Annotated in this window: 16 protein-coding genes; 9 read left to right on the top strand and 7 right to left on the bottom strand. The window is 62.8% G+C overall.

All coding sequences use genetic code 11. The features are described 5' to 3' along the window. Positions 1-106 precede the first annotated feature (106 nt). Positions 107-583 carry a hypothetical protein gene (locus tag XARJCFBP2528_RS06275; protein ID WP_100224774.1) on the top strand — a complete coding sequence of 159 codons (477 nt, stop codon included), beginning with the start codon at positions 107-109 and terminating at the stop codon, positions 581-583. 144 nt (positions 584-727) lie between these two features. Here the strand turns inward: XARJCFBP2528_RS06275 and XARJCFBP2528_RS06280 are convergent, their stop codons facing one another. After that, complete coding sequence (locus tag XARJCFBP2528_RS06280) at positions 728-1,054, bottom strand: nuclear transport factor 2 family protein (RefSeq protein ID WP_016902932.1); 327 nt, start codon at positions 1,052-1,054, stop codon at positions 728-730. A gap of 88 nt (positions 1,055-1,142) precedes the next feature. Between XARJCFBP2528_RS06280 and XARJCFBP2528_RS06285 the strand changes: the two genes are divergently transcribed. Next, the gene (locus XARJCFBP2528_RS06285; RefSeq protein ID WP_016902933.1) at positions 1,143-1,484 is read left to right on the top strand and encodes a winged helix-turn-helix transcriptional regulator; all 342 of its coding nucleotides are present in this window, start codon (positions 1,143-1,145) and stop codon (positions 1,482-1,484) included. Positions 1,485-1,620: 136 nt separating this feature from the next. Here the strand turns inward: XARJCFBP2528_RS06285 and XARJCFBP2528_RS06290 are convergent, their stop codons facing one another. From XARJCFBP2528_RS06290 to XARJCFBP2528_RS06300, 3 genes are all read right to left on the bottom strand, one after another. Next, a complete protein-coding gene (locus XARJCFBP2528_RS06290) occupies positions 1,621-3,516 on the bottom strand; it encodes a DUF262 domain-containing protein (RefSeq protein WP_016902934.1) in 1,896 nt (631 codons plus the stop codon). 131 nt (positions 3,517-3,647) lie between these two features. Next, a complete protein-coding gene (locus XARJCFBP2528_RS06295; protein WP_016902935.1) occupies positions 3,648-4,094 on the bottom strand; it encodes a hypothetical protein in 447 nt (148 codons plus the stop codon). A gap of 130 nt (positions 4,095-4,224) precedes the next feature. Further along, positions 4,225-4,446, bottom strand: coding sequence for an XAC0095 family protein (locus XARJCFBP2528_RS06300; protein WP_024940050.1), 222 nt, complete (start codon positions 4,444-4,446; stop codon positions 4,225-4,227). Positions 4,447-5,050: 604 nt separating this feature from the next. Between XARJCFBP2528_RS06300 and XARJCFBP2528_RS06305 the strand changes: the two genes are divergently transcribed. From XARJCFBP2528_RS06305 to XARJCFBP2528_RS06325, 5 genes are all read left to right on the top strand, one after another. Next, positions 5,051-5,473 carry a SymE family type I addiction module toxin gene (locus XARJCFBP2528_RS06305; protein ID WP_024940049.1) on the top strand — a complete coding sequence of 141 codons (423 nt, stop codon included), beginning with the start codon at positions 5,051-5,053 and terminating at the stop codon, positions 5,471-5,473. Further along, positions 5,466-6,203, top strand: a complete 738-nt coding sequence (locus tag XARJCFBP2528_RS06310; RefSeq protein WP_230673955.1) for an RNA polymerase sigma factor — start codon at positions 5,466-5,468, stop codon at positions 6,201-6,203. The genes XARJCFBP2528_RS06305 and XARJCFBP2528_RS06310 overlap by 8 nt, the downstream gene beginning before the upstream one ends. Positions 6,204-6,440: 237 nt before the next feature. After that, positions 6,441-6,860, top strand: a complete 420-nt coding sequence (locus XARJCFBP2528_RS06315) for a hypothetical protein (RefSeq protein ID WP_016902939.1) — start codon at positions 6,441-6,443, stop codon at positions 6,858-6,860. A 497-nt stretch (positions 6,861-7,357) separates the two neighbouring features. After that, positions 7,358-7,993, top strand: a complete 636-nt coding sequence (locus XARJCFBP2528_RS06320; RefSeq protein ID WP_016902940.1) for a hypothetical protein — start codon at positions 7,358-7,360, stop codon at positions 7,991-7,993. Positions 7,994-8,205: 212 nt separating this feature from the next. Further along, positions 8,206-10,290, top strand: coding sequence for a S9 family peptidase (locus XARJCFBP2528_RS06325; protein ID WP_016902941.1), 2,085 nt, complete (start codon positions 8,206-8,208; stop codon positions 10,288-10,290). Between the two features lie 75 nt (positions 10,291-10,365). Here XARJCFBP2528_RS06325 and XARJCFBP2528_RS06330 read toward each other — a convergent pair whose 3' ends face one another. Continuing rightward, positions 10,366-10,773 (bottom strand): DoxX family protein, encoded by a 408-nt coding sequence (locus XARJCFBP2528_RS06330; protein WP_016902942.1) that lies wholly within the window; start codon positions 10,771-10,773, stop codon positions 10,366-10,368. Positions 10,774-10,865: 92 nt separating this feature from the next. Between XARJCFBP2528_RS06330 and XARJCFBP2528_RS06335 the strand changes: the two genes are divergently transcribed. Next, positions 10,866-11,243 (top strand): winged helix-turn-helix transcriptional regulator, encoded by a 378-nt coding sequence (locus XARJCFBP2528_RS06335; protein WP_016902943.1) that lies wholly within the window; start codon positions 10,866-10,868, stop codon positions 11,241-11,243. Positions 11,244-11,510: 267 nt separating this feature from the next. Here XARJCFBP2528_RS06335 and XARJCFBP2528_RS06340 read toward each other — a convergent pair whose 3' ends face one another. Beyond that, a complete protein-coding gene (locus XARJCFBP2528_RS06340; protein ID WP_016902944.1) occupies positions 11,511-11,690 on the bottom strand; it encodes a CsbD family protein in 180 nt (59 codons plus the stop codon). A 169-nt stretch (positions 11,691-11,859) separates the two neighbouring features. On the opposite strand from XARJCFBP2528_RS06340, the gene XARJCFBP2528_RS06345 reads away from it, so the two are divergent. Beyond that, positions 11,860-14,148 (top strand): ATP-binding protein, encoded by a 2,289-nt coding sequence (locus tag XARJCFBP2528_RS06345; RefSeq protein WP_026064424.1) that lies wholly within the window; start codon positions 11,860-11,862, stop codon positions 14,146-14,148. Positions 14,149-14,212: 64 nt separating this feature from the next. On the opposite strand, the gene XARJCFBP2528_RS06350 is transcribed toward XARJCFBP2528_RS06345, so the two are convergent. Next, positions 14,213-15,355, bottom strand: a complete 1,143-nt coding sequence (locus XARJCFBP2528_RS06350; RefSeq protein WP_016902946.1) for an HDOD domain-containing protein — start codon at positions 15,353-15,355, stop codon at positions 14,213-14,215. Between the last annotated feature and the right edge of the window lie 190 nt (positions 15,356-15,545).

The following is a 15,545-nucleotide window of genomic DNA, read 5'->3' on the forward strand; positions in this document are numbered from 1 at the left end:
GCCCACACACCCTTCAGGCGCGACACCGAGCGCCGCAGCGTGGGTCCACGTTGCGGCGCAAGTGCAGCGACTCAATAATGCGCACGCCCTCTTCAGCGGATGACACGTGCGCGCTTTATTCGTCTATGCCGCTGTCCCCGCGATCCTGCTAACAGCAATGGCAACCGCCCACGCGGCCCCTGCCGCTGAGTTATGCGAGGTCTTGCGCGCCTTTGTCGGTGCAGTACAGCCGGGCCAGGTGCGTAGTTTTGCGTTCCACACCTCATGGGGAACCAACTTCAAGCATGCGCAAGAGCAGGCGCTTTCCGCCAAACGGTGTGAGCACGGTGGGGACCCCGCCGCGCAGGCCGTCTGCGCCTACCTGATGCAGCATGGGCAAACAGAGCTTGCAGACGCCACGGTAATGGACTCGGTGGCCTGCCTATCGAGCGGCACCACATTTGACAGCAGCGTGAGACTGCATCACGCCGAGCTGTCCTTTCGTCATGAGGCCATCAACGCAGGCGCGACGGTCACAGTCACCTTTGGCGAAGAGACGGAACAGGGCGGCAGGGTGTTTCGACTTCAGGCAGAAGGCGACTAGCGCCGCCCTACATTTGCTCAGAGGCGCAACGCGCGTCGAGATACCAAGCAATCGCTCACTAACCACGCGTGCGGTTGCGTCATGCGGCTATGGAAGGTCCGCATCCGGGCACGTGCTACCGGCGCAACACGCCGGCATGCCGCGTCAATGAATCCGCAACGCCGCAACCTTGCCGCCCACCAGCTGGAACACATGCTCCAGCTGCAGCGGGCTCTGCGGGAAATCGCCGGACACCTGCGCGGTCACACTCACTTGCTCGCCCTGGGTGTGCACGCCAACCGGCACCGCACGATACGGCGTGGTGGCCTGCGCCTGTGCCAGCCAGGCCGCAATGGCGGCAGCGCCACGGTGCTGGCGGTGCTCGTCGTGCACCACCGCATCGTCGGCCAGGTGCGGCAGCAGCTCCGTGGCATCGCCGGCGTTGCTGGCGGTAAAAAAGCAGGCAATGGCGGCGGGCAGGGCAAGCGACATGGCGGCGGTGCTCGGTGGAAACGGTATGCCATGATCGGCAGCGGCATCACCTGCCGCAAGAACGCACGCAAAGGTAAGTCACGCACCCATGGGAAAGCCGCACACCCCGGACACCGCCGCGTGCGATGTCGAAGCCCTGCTCAAACTCATCGAAGGCCGCTGGAAACTGCTGCTGCTGTTCCACCTGTTCGACGGCAAGGTGCAGCGCTACTCGGACCTGGAGCGGCTGATTCCCGCCATCTCGCAGAAGATGCTGGCCCAACAGCTACGCCAGCTAGAACGTGATGGCCTGGTGCTGCGCACCGTCTACGCGCAGGTACCGCCGCAGGTGGATTACCGCCTCACACCATGGGGCCTGGCATTGTGTCCTGCATTGAATGAATTTCTAGACTTCGTGAGTTCGTCGACGACGCAGTTTTTGTCACGATAATAATATTTAGAAATGCAGTCACACGCTTTCAAAGTTGATAAAAGTTCTAGTCACGGTAATTGGTCGAAGCAGCCGATCCGCGATGGTCGGCCAGCGGAACTGCTAAATAGCAGCTCCGCTGATAGAGGTTCACCCCTCAAACCATGACGCTCTTGAGGGTCCCAGAGCTCCAAAGGTCAGCGGCAACCGCCTGATACATATTGGTTCGGGCATCAATGATGAGCGGGTCCACGTAGTCATGAGCAGTGAGCGGCACCCCAGAGGTGGAGGTATAGCGAATGATGTTCGGATTGTTCAGGTAGAAGGATTTTGTCAGGCTCTGCGCAAGCACATTTTCGGAGGCATACCTTGTCAATTTTTCTGTGTATTTCATTGACTTCAGCGACCTGTTCTTTCCTCGGGGAAGAAGGATAAGGCCGCCAATCATTGAACGGCGAGTTTGGTAGTCGCTCGTGCTGGCAAAAGAGGTGCCGCCAGCTGCGATGATTTCAGCCGCAGTTTCTGCCATCGGGACAGGAAGTAAATGCTCCACGTCAAAAGTTCTGCTTCCAACAGTTCTATCAGCGTACGCGCTAAAGCCGACGGCACCAGTAATGCCTATCCCGCGCTCTAGAGAATCGGCGAGCCGCGCCATCAGGTGCAGCAAATCTTGCTTCTTTGTTTGATCAAAATTTACCAATTTCAGATTGACGACGTAATCGCCAGTGGCAATCTTTGCGTCAATTAACGCAGAAAGAGCAGAGCTGTCGAGATCGCGCATCTCTAAAGCAAGATCAAAGATGATGTCACGCACGTTGTCGTAAGTATTCTCCTTTCCTTGACATGCTCTCGCTGTGGCAAGATGGTCTAGAACATAAGAAATGCATTTTATTTTTCGCTTAACATCATCCTCAATATCGCTTGGCTTGATAGCGGAAAGGATCGCCATCGTCTGCAGCGTTAGCGAACGGGCACCGTTGTAAAAAACGTGACGGTACTCATGATCGTAGCTCTCTTCATATTTTTTGATCCGTTGATAAATTTCGGCGTAGAAAGGTATTTCTCGCGTCATCAGCCGATAATAGTCATCGCCATTCTTCAGGCAGAGCGAAGACTTGTTATCCATGACCCATCGATGGTAACTGTCACCTATGATTTCGAAATCGGCTGGCGCATCGCCACGATTCTTACCGCGAATCGTTTTTGCAAAGCGTGCGCGAAGCCAAGTCTTGAAAAAGTTTGAGTCTTCGTCGCTGCCGATTTCTTGCAGAACGCGGATAACCCCTATCCAAGCTGCATGTGCCTGCTTGTTCTCGTAATCGACCGATATTCCTGACAGCAGGAATCCCTTAAGTAGATCAATCGGAGTAAGCTTCAGACCTCGGTCGTTCATAGTCACGAAGACGCGATGCCCATCTTGTTCCTTCGGCACACCAATTTCGAAAAGGCACACGCGTTCGGTTATGAAGTCTGCCAAGTGCGGGATCAGGTTGTTACTACTAATTGTGTCAGAAATCATGCTGGGAATGCCTTGGTATAGTTCCCATAGCCGCTTGGTTCCCGGATCAATATTAAGTATCGAGTCGACCGCCTCGGTGAGTTCTTCATCGTTCAAAGCGTGGTTTAACAAAATGTCAAATAGTTGTCGCCGATTGACATCCATTTCAAGATTAAACTGACTTGTGCCGGCAATGCGCCGCCTAATCGCTTCCTCGACTGGAGACATGCCAAGTGCAGGATTTTTAGAAGCCACTCGATCGAGATAGCTCATTAGAAGAAGAAGCGTTGTCACCCGCTGCTGTCCATCAATTATAGCCTTAGCGCCATGCCCTGCATCGGTAGTGATGATGGTGCCAAGAAAGTAAACGGGGTAACCAAGAACCTCGGTCCGACTGTCGGTGTTTTTCCAAGAGGCAGCGAACGATTCCTGGATATCCGTCAAAAGATCCGTTAGATGCTTTAGCTCCCATTTGTAATCGCGCTGGAAGGTAGGTAACGAGAATTTCTGACGCAAGCACTCGTTCACGGTTTTTCTATCGAATGTAATTTGCATCGTCTCGCTATCCTTGGCTAAAAGTAAAATCTGTTTGATTCAGTAATCTCGTGTCAATGTGGCACGCATTGCTCTGAAGCAGGAAACGGCGCATCAGTGAAGGCCAAGCTCTGCAACTTGGTCAGCTTCACTTAACCATCCCGACAGCGCTGCCACCCACCCGCAGCAGCCGAAACCTGCTCCCATCCATTCCGTAGCCGCTTCATCGCTTGCCCAGCCACGCACGTATAGCCAAGCTGTTTGGCCTCTGTAGTGCCCAGTCCCGGCAGCAAGATGATCGAATCCGATGGAGCGGGACGCCCCTGGCTACGTGCCTCATTACGAAGGGTCATGTTCTCGATGCCCTGGCAGTAACGCACCATGCCCGGGTGCGGGTGCGCGCGGTATTGCTCGCAATTGAAGGGCGTGGTGTCGCGCGCCATGGAGTTGTACGGCTGCCGCGTTGGCGGGATGTACTTGCTGTTCGCCTTACCTGCGGCTGAGCGCATGCTCTGCGCCGCCACGCCTTGTCCGTACGCAAGCAAGCACAGCGTTGTTAGTGCCAGCACGACACGGTGCGCGTTGATGACCCTGTCCATGGTGTTCCCCCCCCCTTTGACGCACCGATCCTAGCCTACGTTGTTGAGACGTGGGTGGTTCAGTCCGCTTAGTATTCGGGGCGCTGTCTTTGGGTGCGTTTTTTTCCCAATGCACACAAGGATGGTGCCGCTACTTCGCGCTGCCTAGATCACTGAGCACATCATCCACCTGCTCGGCCAAGTGCTGCAGGCAATGGGCCCATTGCTGTAGTGGAATTGTTGGCGTCCAAAGCGTGGCTTCGTCGCGGGTACGTGGTGTGGCCAGGGTAGCGAGCAGGCGCAGTTGGTCGCGTACGCGCAGCAGGTGGTATTGCGTGCCTTCGGACATCCAGTAACCGGGTTCGTTGTGCATGCCGCTCTCCTTGCCGTGAGGCAGCTCCCGCTGCACAACGCAGCGGGATGCCGGGAGGCTAGAAACCGCACACAGCCGGCGGGCTTATTCCCCTTGCGGGTGTTGTATTCGCCGCCCTCCCGGCGTAGGAACGCCGAGCAGTGCCAGGCCAGATGGCCGAGCACAAAAAACCCACCAAAACTCGGAGGTGGGTACCGCTGTGTGGTGAGTTTCTAGGCTCCGGATGGAAGTGTGCGGGTGGCGCAGGGCAGGGTCAAGCTGAGTCGACTGTCCGAGTGCGGAGAAGCCGCCTGCATAAAAGAACTTTTTGGCTAAGCGCAGCACTGCAATGAGTCGCTGCAACCAGTTGACACACTACCCAACGCGTAGCAATCTCGCTGCAAGGAGCCTAGAAACTCCTCACACAGCGGCACCCACCTCCGTCAAACCGGTGGGTTTTTTGTGCCTGCAGTTTCTTGCATGCGTAATCGGCGTGACACTTGCGTCGAAAAGCGTCTAATGCGAATCCCTTTGGGAAAACGCCCGCCGTCTGTGTGTGGTTTCTAGCCTCCCGACATCCCGTCGCGTCGTGCGACGGGGCCTGTTCGTCAAGGAGGGCTTTGCCATGCGTCGGTCCACGTCCAGTCCCAAGCCATCGCGCAAGCGCGCCACGGCACCACCGCCTACCGAAGTCGTCTGGCGCTCGCTGGATCCCTCGATCCAGCCGCGGCGCTACCTCGAGCGCACGCCCATCCCCGAAGCTCGCGCCGAACCCCACACACCACGACGGCCCGGCCGCCCGCGTGCGCCGCAGCAGTGCACCGTCGGCTATGGGTACTATCCCGACAGTCACCAGCGCATTCCCACCCTGCGCCTACGCGGCCGCTGGCTGGAACAATTGGGCTTTGCCATCGGCAGCAAGCTGCACATCCGCCAGCGCGATGGCGAGCTGGTCATCAGCGTTGTAAGACCCACGCTGATTACGCCGCAGCGCATGTGCGCACCACATGTGCCCGGCCCGTTGCTGGAGACGTCGCATGATGAGTGAGGGCATGACCGGCGCGTCGCATGCAGACCGCCACGGTGTCATCGACCAGGTGATCGCGGCACGCGCATACGCCGCAAGCGCGGTGCCGGTTGAGCGATACGGCAGCCGCCCGTGGCGCCACCGCAGCGCCTACGCCGTGCGCGAGTTGCCGGCCCGCGCGCCCATGGCGGGCATCTACGCGCTTGGCCGCTTCACCACGCGCTGGCAGGTGCGCGAGGAGCCCGCGCCAGCCAGGGAGCGCTTCGACCAGGCCGTGGTGCAGCTGCAGGCGGAGCTGCTCACCTACATGCGGCGGCGTCTGCGCGACCCGCACACCGCCGCCGACCTCGCCCAGGAAGCGCTGCTGCGCCTGCTGGCCTACCGCGACACGCCAGACATCCACAGCTACAAGCTGCTGCTGTACCGCATCGCCCACAACGTGGTGCTGGAGCATTGGCGCACGCGCCACCGCAGGCACGCCTCCCGCCATGTGCCGCTGGAGGGCAGCGAACCGCTCGCCGCCGCCGGCACGGCGGTGGACCAGCTGGTGGACGCCCGCCGCACCCTGCAGTACCTGCACACCCGCACGCTGCCCGCGCTGCCGCCCAAGTGCCGCCAGGCCTTCATGCTCAACCGCTTCCACGGCCTCACCTACCCGGAAGTCGCCGCCGTCATGGGCATCTCGGTCAAGATGGTGGAAAAGCACATCAGCCGCGCCCTGGCCGCCTGCCGCGCGGCGGTGAGCGAGTAACGCCAGGGCAATGCACCGTGCAGGTGGCGGTGCGTCACGACCAGCGGGCACTGCCAGGATTCATCGCACCTAGGTATTCGGCTAAGTTAGCAGCGGTTGTGGCACGCGGCCCTACGGATCACAAGTAGGTGACGCTCATTCAACCAGAGGTCGCGAGGAAATCCGCTCGAGGCACGATTGGGAGCGAAATCTCGATTATTCAAAGTATTGATTATTAGGTTGAGATAGCAGAACGATATGCTGAAAAATGTAAAGTTCCCACTCCTATACATAGTTGAGCTATTGATATGGCTGCCGTTGCTCATCTCGTTTTATGTTACGTCCACGTTCCTTGCAGCCAAACCCATCGCTACTCTCGATCTTCAAGGTAAATCCTTACCAGCCGGCTGGGAGGCTGCAGTTCCGAGTCACGGTAAATTCTTGCAGGGCTATCTCATCTCCAATCATCCTGCCGCCTTCGGCTGTAGCGCAGTGATCATGGTTGGCCTGGCGCTCTTGCTTTACCGTGTTAACCGGGCACAGACGGTGCAACGTGCTGCAGCTGGCAGCCGTAGCAACCGCTCCCACTTGATAGCGAATGGTCTTGTTTTCGCAACGCTGGCGCTGATCGCCTATGTACTACTGACGCGGGTTTTGGTCGGCGTCAGCGCGGTCTAACTGCACCGGGATCAGAGCAGTGCCTTGCCGCCCCGTGCTCCAGGTTGGCTCTGAGTTGGTCTTCAACGGGCCGCAACCCGTCGTGGACTTCGTCTATGTGCTGGCATCTCCATGCCTGCTGAGCAGCAGTGCGTCGCTTCGGATACACAATCGCCCATTCGCGTGTGCTTGCGCAGTGCCGGGGTAAGCCCTGGTCTACTTGCCGCCCGGCATTGGCGTCTCAGGAAAAAGCGATGGGCAACTGTTTTTCAAACAATGTCAGTAGCACGCATGCGCATGTGACCTACGCGCAGCACGAACCCACGCCCCAGGCGACGCCGCAGCGGCCGACGCCATCCACACCCTTGCCGGATCAGTCGCCACTGCAGGGCCTGCAGCGCCGCTCGCCGCGCCCGTCGCGCCCGACAACTCCATCACGGCCAACGTCACGGCCAACTACATCGCGATCAACGACGTCACAGCCAACGCGGCCACAGCGCTCGGGCGTGGAAACTCGCATGCTGTTGCAGATGCAGGGGATGGCGCACGCGTTGCTCAATCAGATTGGTCCCATCCTCAACAATGAAGCGCTCCGTGCCGAACACAAATCAGCGCTTAGGCTGCTCAAGCACATGAGTGACTGCGCACTCGGAAAACGGGCCGTTGGCGGTAGCGACGATATTGCTGAAAGAATTGAGCAGATCCAGAACCGGATCGCGAATCATTATGCGAACCCGGACGCAGCTGCGCCGCCTGTCGAGGGCATCGAGCAATACGCGGGCCGCGCCACGTTCAAAAAGATGCGGCAACTTGCGGCGGATGTCGATCTTGAGATCCAGGTGGCCAAGGCAGGGGGCGATGAAAAGTTCCTGCGGTTCAAGGAGGGCCTGGTCCTCGATCGAGACGTGGCAGCGCAGGCTGCGAACCTGGTGTCCGGAGTCGAGGAGACCTACGACGCGCCGAGCGAAGAACATGGAAGACGCATACAGAATCTTCTTAGAAAGCTTACGGAGGGAGCGGCCCTGTCAGGGGGACTCTTGGACATCGTCTGGCCGTTGCGCAAAGACCCGGTTGCATTGGCCGGCGCACTGCACACGCTGGTCAGGCGGTACCCGACATTGGGAAATAACCCGAACTGGAAGAAATCCGATTAAGCGAGCCGTGCACCAGCTGCACGAGCCCGTTCACAAGTGGCACCTATCGCGGTAACCAAAAAGTGACTGCGGGCAGGTGGTTCCGTTTCGGAACATATGACCGCAGACGCGTAGCAGCGCGCATGGGGTTCAGCTATCGGGCAGGGGCCACCCTATGCTGCGCGCCCAGCGGGACATTTCGGCCACCCGGCCGGCGCCGCAGCGGAGGTTTCATGCAACGCCTGCTCCTTGTTTCCAGCCTGCTGGTGGCCCTGTGTGCCTGCAGCGACAAATCCGCACAGCACGCCACGCCTGCCGGCGCTGCCACCGCAGCGCCCGCCAAGACCGCTGCGCCGCCCGAGTTGCTCACCCGCGAGGCGCTGTTTGGCGCCGCCGAGAAGGTGCACGTGCTGGTGAGCCCGGACGGCGCGTACATCAGTTGGGTGGCGCCGCTAAAGGGCGTACCCAATCTGTGGGTGGCGCCGATCGACGCGCCCGACAAGGCGCGCGCGGTCACCCAGGACAGCGGGCGCGGCATCAGCGAGTATTCCTGGAGCTACCGTGCCGGCACGCTGCTGTACAAGCGCGACCAGGGCGGGGATGAAAACTTCCACCTGTATGCGCTGAACCTGGCCGACGGCAGCAGCAAGGCCCTGACCCCGTTCGACAAGACCCGTGTGGAGCTGTACGGCCTGAGCGCGCAGCACCCGGATCAGCTCATGGTCGGCATCAACAACCGCGACGCGAAGTGGCACGACCTGTATCGCGTGGATCTGGCCATCGGCCAACGCACGCTGGTGGAGAAGAACACCCAACACATCGAAACCTATCTGCTCGATGGTGACTTGCAGCTGCGCTACGCAACACGCGTCACCGAAGACGGTGGGGTTGAGGTGCTTGCCCGCCAGGGCAGCGCCTGGAAAACGCTGGAACGCGTTCCGTTCGAAGATGTCTTGACCACCGAAGTGGTGGGCCTGAGCAACGATGGCAACACGCTGTACCTGCGCGACTCGCGCAACCGCGACACCGCCGCGCTGTACGCGGTGGACACCGCCACCCACGCGCGCACGCTGCTCACAGAAGACGCGCGCGCCGATGTGGACAGCGTGCTGAAAGATCCAACCACCGGTGCCGTGCAGGCCGCCTCGGTGGAGTACCTGCGCCGGGAATGGACCGTGCTGGACAAGGGCATCGCCAAGGACCTGCAGGCCTTGAAGGCGCTGGGCCCGGGCGATGCAAAGGTGGAAGCACGCACCCAGGACGATGCCACCTGGATCGTGAGCTATTCGGCTGCAGAAACGCCGCTGCGCTACTACCGCTACGACCGCGCCACGGCCAAGCTGACCAAGCTGTTTTCTGCGTATCCCGCCCTGGAAGGCAAGCCGCTGGTGCCGAGCTGGCCGCAGACGCTGACTGCGCGCGACGGGCTGCGTCTGGTGAGCTACCTCACCCTGCCGGCCGATGCGGACGCCAACCACGATGGCAAGGCCGACAAGCCGGTGCCGCTGGTGGTGTTCGTGCATGGCGGCCCCTGGCTGCGTGACAGCTACAACAGCTACGGCGCTTATACGCAATGGTTCGCCAACCGCGGCTACGCGGTGCTGGCGGTGAACTACCGCGGCTCCACCGGCTTCGGCAAGGCCTTCACCAATGCCGGCAACGGCGAGTGGGCCGGCAAGATGCACGACGATCTGCTCGACGCGGTGCAGTGGGCGGTCGCCCAGGGCGTCACCACGCCGGACAACGTGGCCATCATGGGCGGCAGCTACGGCGGTTACGCCAGCTTGGTGGGGCTGACCTTCACCCCGGACACCTTCAAGTGCGCGGTGGACATCGTGGGCCCGGCCAACCTCAACACGCTGCTGGCCACCATCCCGCCGTACTGGACGGGGTTCTACAAGCAGGCGATCAAACGCATGGGCGACCCGGCCACCGCGCAGGGCAAGCAGTGGCTCACCGAACGCTCGCCGGTGACGCATGTGGACAAGATCCGCAGGCCGCTGCTGATCGGCCAGGGCGCCAACGACCCACGCACCAACCGCGCCGAGAGCGAGCAGATCGTCAACGCGATGACGGCCAAGAACATCCCGGTGACCTACGTACTGTTCCCGGACGAAGGCCACGGCTTCAAGCGCCCGGAAAACAGCAAAGCCTTCAACGCGGTGGCCGAAACCTTCCTGGGCCAGTGCCTGGGCGGCCGCGTGCAACCCATCGGCAGCGACCTCACCGGCTCCAGCATCACCGTGCCCGCCGGCGCCGAGCAGATCAATGGCCTTGCCGATGCATTGAAGACGCATACGCAGGCGATCCGGAATTAGCCTGCGGGTGAGGGTGCCGGCTGGGAGTTGGTGCGGTATAGCCACCCAGCCGGCAGCGCCTAACCCTGTGTTGCCTCACTGCAGCGTTGCGTGGATGGCCGCTGCAGTGGGTGCATAGGGCGAGGGCGGCTGGCGCGCGGCGTTTTGCGTACCGAACGAAGCGAGCAGGAAGAGCAGCCCCAACACGGCCGGTACCGCGCCCTTGGGCTTGCGCACACCCAGATGCGCCATGCCCGACAACAGCAGGTGGTAGAACATGCCGGCGTAGGCCAGATCGCTCAACGCGGTGTTGAAGCGCCACACAATCGCCACCGGGCCCAGGATCTTGATGACGATCATCCATGGCACCAGTAACGGTGCCGAATACCCCAGCTCGGCCTGCGCCTTGCGCACGAACTCGCCCTTGGCCAGATACATGCCGGCAGAGGCCAGGTACAACAGGCACAGCAGGGCGGTACTGATCCAGTAAATAGAAATGCTCATGCTGTTTGCCAGTTAATATTTAAATGCAACCGGCCATCAGAATGTCGCCTAAGATACCGATTGAAAAGTAGGATGAATTACCAGGGCCTAGTATGAAAAAGCAGACCATTGAGGACGGCGAGCGCAACATGCACGAACAGATGCGCCGTGCATTTGCGTTGCTGTCAGGTAAATGGAAACTGGAAATCATGTGGCTGCTCAATCAGCGCGTGTATCGCTTTGGCGAGCTGCGCAAGGCCATCCCCGGCGTTACCCAACACATGCTCACCGCGCAATTGCGCGAGCTGGAAGCAGATGGCCTGGTCACGCGCACCGTGTTTGCGCAGGTGCCACCGCGCGTGGAATACGCCATCACGCCAAAGGCGCGCGGACTGGGCCCAACGATGGAGGCGCTGACCGCGTGGTGGCAGCAACATGGCGACAGCGTTGCAAAGCGGCCCGCTGCACGCGGCCGCAAGCCCAGCGTTTAGGACGCACGCCCGGGAGTGCGTTGTGCGCGTGCACGTGGCTTGATCATTGTTGCGGCGACGTGCAAACAATCCTGGCCGTCAGCCTGGTAAATCAAAAACGATTTACAAACCCAAAAACGCCAACGCCCCGATCAGGTCGGGGCGTTGGTGCGATCTCTCGCCGAAGTGGGGTATAGCGTCTGCATCGTCAAACCTGACGCCTGACGGCCAATTCACTGCTTCAGCGCGGCGGGCGTAATGCCTGCCTACGTTGCTGACTTGCCAGCGTTACTTGGCGGCGTCGCGCACTTTGTCGGCGACCTGGCCAGCCTTGTTCTGCACCTTGCCGACATTCTTTTCGGCAGCGCCTTCCAGCTCGGTGCTCTTGTCGCCGGTGACACGGCCAACGGTTTCCTTGATGGAACCCTTGACCTGCTTGGCGGTACCTTCGATACGGTTCTTGTCCACGGGGTGCCTCATACGGTTGGGGATGTTGCGGCCCAGTCTGTACCCGCAGGACGTGAGTGCGACGTGGGCATGCCGTCATCCCCGCGTCAGCACGCCCAGCTGGCGCGCGCAGCGCCACCGCGGGGCACGCGCGCGTCTGCACGGCTTGCTGAGGTCGCTGCGTGCCACAATGCGCGCACTTTCCGCCAGGCAATGCCGTCACGTGAGCACACAGCGCCCCGCCATCGAGTCCGCCGGCCTGGAGTTTCTTGCGGGGGGCGGCGAGATGGGCGCGTTGATGCGCGCACACGACTGGGCCACTACGCCGCTGGGGGCGCCGGAGACCTGGCCGCAGTCGCTGCGTTCGTCGTTGTCGGTGGTGCTCAACTCCACCCTGCTCGGTGCGGTGCTGTGGGGGCCGGAGCTGCGCCTGCTCTACAACGACGTGTACGTGCAATCGATGGGCGACCGTCATCCGCAGGCGCTGGGCCAGCCGGTGACCGAGGTATGGAAGGAAACCTACGCGCCCATCGCACAGGACTTCGCCCGGGTGATGCAAACCGGTGAGGGCTTCGGCCAGGGGGTCATCGCCTTGCCGATGCTGCGCAACGGCGTCAACGAGATGACCTACTGGAATGCCACCGCCTCGCCGATCCGCGGCGAAGACGGCAGCATCGTGGGGCTGATGAATATCGCCATCGAAACCACCGCGCAGGTGGCGGCCGACCGCAACCGCGACATCCAGCACGCGATGCTGAGCAACGAGAACACCCACCTGGTGCACGAGGTGGTCAACCGCACCAGCGAGCGCGATCGCGCGCTGGAGGCGGAAACCGTGGCGCGCCGCAATGCCGAGCGCGTGCAGCTGGCGCTGGCGGCCGGGGCGATCATCGGCACCTGGATCTGGGACCTGCCCACCGACGCGTTTTCGGTGGACGAGGCGTTTGCGCAGAACTTCGGCTTCGATCCGTCCACCAGCCGCACCGGCCTGTCGCTGGAGCAGGTGATCCAGACCGTGCACCCGGACGACCGCGAGGGGCTGCGCGCGGCCATTGGCGAAGCGCTCGCCCGTGGCGGTGCCTACGCGCACCAGTACCGGGTCAAGCGGCGCGACGGAAAGTATTACTGGCTGGAAGCCAACGGCCGGGTCGAAAAGGGCGCCGATGGCACGCCGCTGCGCTTTCCCGGCGTGCTGCTGGACATTGAGGCGCGCCACGCGCTGTCGGAAGAGCGCGACCGCGCGCTGGCGGCACTGCGCGAGCTGAGCGACACGCTGGAGCAGCGGGTCACCGAGCGCACGCGCGAGCTGATGACGGTGGAAGAGGCGCTGCGCCAATCGCAGAAGATGGAAGCGGTGGGGCAGCTCACCGGCGGGCTGGCGCACGACTTCAACAATCTATTGGCGGGCATTTCCGGCGCGCTGGAGCTGATGAGCCTGCGCATCGAACAAGGCCGCTTCCGCGACCTGGAGCGCTACGTGGCCACCGCGCAGGGCGCCACCACGCGCGCGGCTGCGCTGACCCACCGGCTGCTGGCATTTGCGCGGCGGCAGACGCTGTTGCCCAAGCCGACCAACGTCAACCGGCTGGTGGTGGACATGCTGGAGCTGATCCAGCGCACGGTGGGCCCGGGGATCTGCGTGGAAAACCTTGCCGCGGCCGAACTGTGGCTGGCGCTGGTGGATGCGCCGCAGCTGGAGAACGCGCTGCTCAACCTGTGCATCAACGCGCGCGATGCGATGCCCGACGGCGGGCGCCTGTGCGTGCAGACCAGCAACCGCCGGATCGACCGCGAGATGGGCCAGCAGCTGGGCATGCCGGAAGGCTACTACCTGTCGCTGTGCGTGAGCGATACCGGCACCGGCATGCCGCCGGATGTGGTGGCGCGCGCGTTCGATCCGTTCTTCACCACCAAGCCGATCGGCGAGGGCACCGGCCTGGGCCTGTCGATGATCTACGGGTTTGCCAAGCAATCCGGCGGGCAGGTGCGCATCCATTCGGAAGTGGGCAAGGGCTCGACGGTGTGCATTTACCTGCCGCGGCATGCCGGTGCCGACGACAGCAGCGACGGCGGTGCCGCCACGCTGGAACTGGCGCCCTCGCTGGCCGGCGAAACCGTATTGATCGTCGACGACGAACCGTCCATCCGCCTGCTGTTTACCGAGGTGCTGGAAGAGCTGGGCTACACCGTGCTGGAAGCCGGCGACAGCGCCACCGGGCTGGGTATCCTGCAGTCGCCGGCGCGCATCGACCTGCTGATCAGCGACGTGGGCCTGCCCGGCGGCATGAACGGCCGGCAGATGGCCGATGCCGCGCGCGTGGGCCGGCCCAGGCTCAAGGTGCTGTTCATCACCGGCTTTGCCGAACACGCGCAGTTGAACGACCGCCACCTGGAACCGGGCATGGCGGTGCTGGCCAAGCCGTTCAGCGTCAGCCTGCTGGCGGCGCGGGTCAAGGAGATGATTGCGAGCGAGTGCTGAGTGCTGGCGCTGCGCCTGCGCCTGTGCCGGTCAGGGCAGGTGCGTTGCGGCAACCGGGCCGGCCTCACTCCACGCTGGCGGCGACCAGCCGTTGCCAGAGCGCGGCGTTGGCCGCGTGGTCCGGCTCCAGCGTGGACAGCACGCCCAGCGCATGCTCCTCCTGCTCGGCGCCGTGGCGGGCGAGCATGGCCAGCGCGGCGGCCAGCCGGCCGTAACGCAGCGCCATGCCGAGCGAGCTGGTGAGCAGGGTGGTGTCGTGCTCGGGGCGTTGCTCGTCCAGCGCGGTGCCCAGCGCGGCCGGCAGGTCCCAGGTGGTGGCAATGGTCTTGGCGACGGCGGCGGTGTGGCGCTCGACCAGCGCGGCGGCCACTTCCAGGCTGTAGGGCAGGCTCGGGCGCTCGGCGTAGGCATCGCGCAGCACGCGCAGGATCACCACCGCACCCAGGCCTTGCAGCAGGCCGGCCAGTTGTGCCGACAAGGTGTCGCCACCGCGCTCGCGCATGTAGGCCGCCGCGGCGGCGGCGGTCCGCAGGGCGTAGTCCCACACCGCCGCCGGCAGGCGCGCGTAGAGCCCGCCCTCCAGGCTCAGCACCGGCTGCATCACCGCGGCGGCAACGATCTGGCGCACGCCCTCGGTGCCGATATGCACCACGGCCCGCTCCAGGCTTTCCAGCGGGCCGCCCTGCGGGCGATACAGCGCGCTGTTGGCGATGCGCAGCAGGTTGGCGGCCAGCGCCGGGTCCTGCGCGATGATCGCGGCGATGCCGCGGCCGGAAGCATCCGGGTCGTTGACCGCGCGCATCAGCTGCGGCAACAACTGCGGGCGGCGCGGCAACAGCTGCGGACGCAGGTCCACGTGGTCGAGCGCAGCGCCCACCGCCGCCAGCACCGCGGCCTGGGCCGGGTCGGTCGGCAGGTAGCCGTCGGCCAGCGCCGGGGTGGACATCACCGCGGCATACATGCGGCGCAGCAGCGGCTGCATCGGTGGCGGCCCGGACGGCAAGGGCTGTGCTGCAGCGGCGGCATGCGCCTGGGCCTGCGGCGGCGGCGGCACCTGCTCAGCCGCCGGCTGCGGCACGTGCGGCGCCGCTGCGGCATGCGTGACGGTGGCAGACGCGGCAGAGGCAGCCGTGCGGCGGCGTGCGATGCCAATGGCGCCCGCCACGCGCGCGCGCCAGGGCCGGATACCGGCAATGACCTGCTGCACTGCAGCGATGAGTAGGGTGTCTTCAAGTTGACCGCTGCGCTGCACGTGGCGCTAACGCCGCAGGCCGCACTATGCGTCACCAGCTGTGCAGCCCTAGAGCATCTAGGCAGCTTAAAGGGTGCAGGCATCCGCAGTTGGACCACTTTCGATACGAAGACACCGCGCACTGCGCGGTGTCTTCGTTTGTGGA

Origin of the sequence: Xanthomonas arboricola pv. juglandis (assembly GCF_001013475.1) — a bacterium.
Classification (GTDB): domain Bacteria; phylum Pseudomonadota; class Gammaproteobacteria; order Xanthomonadales; family Xanthomonadaceae; genus Xanthomonas; species Xanthomonas arboricola.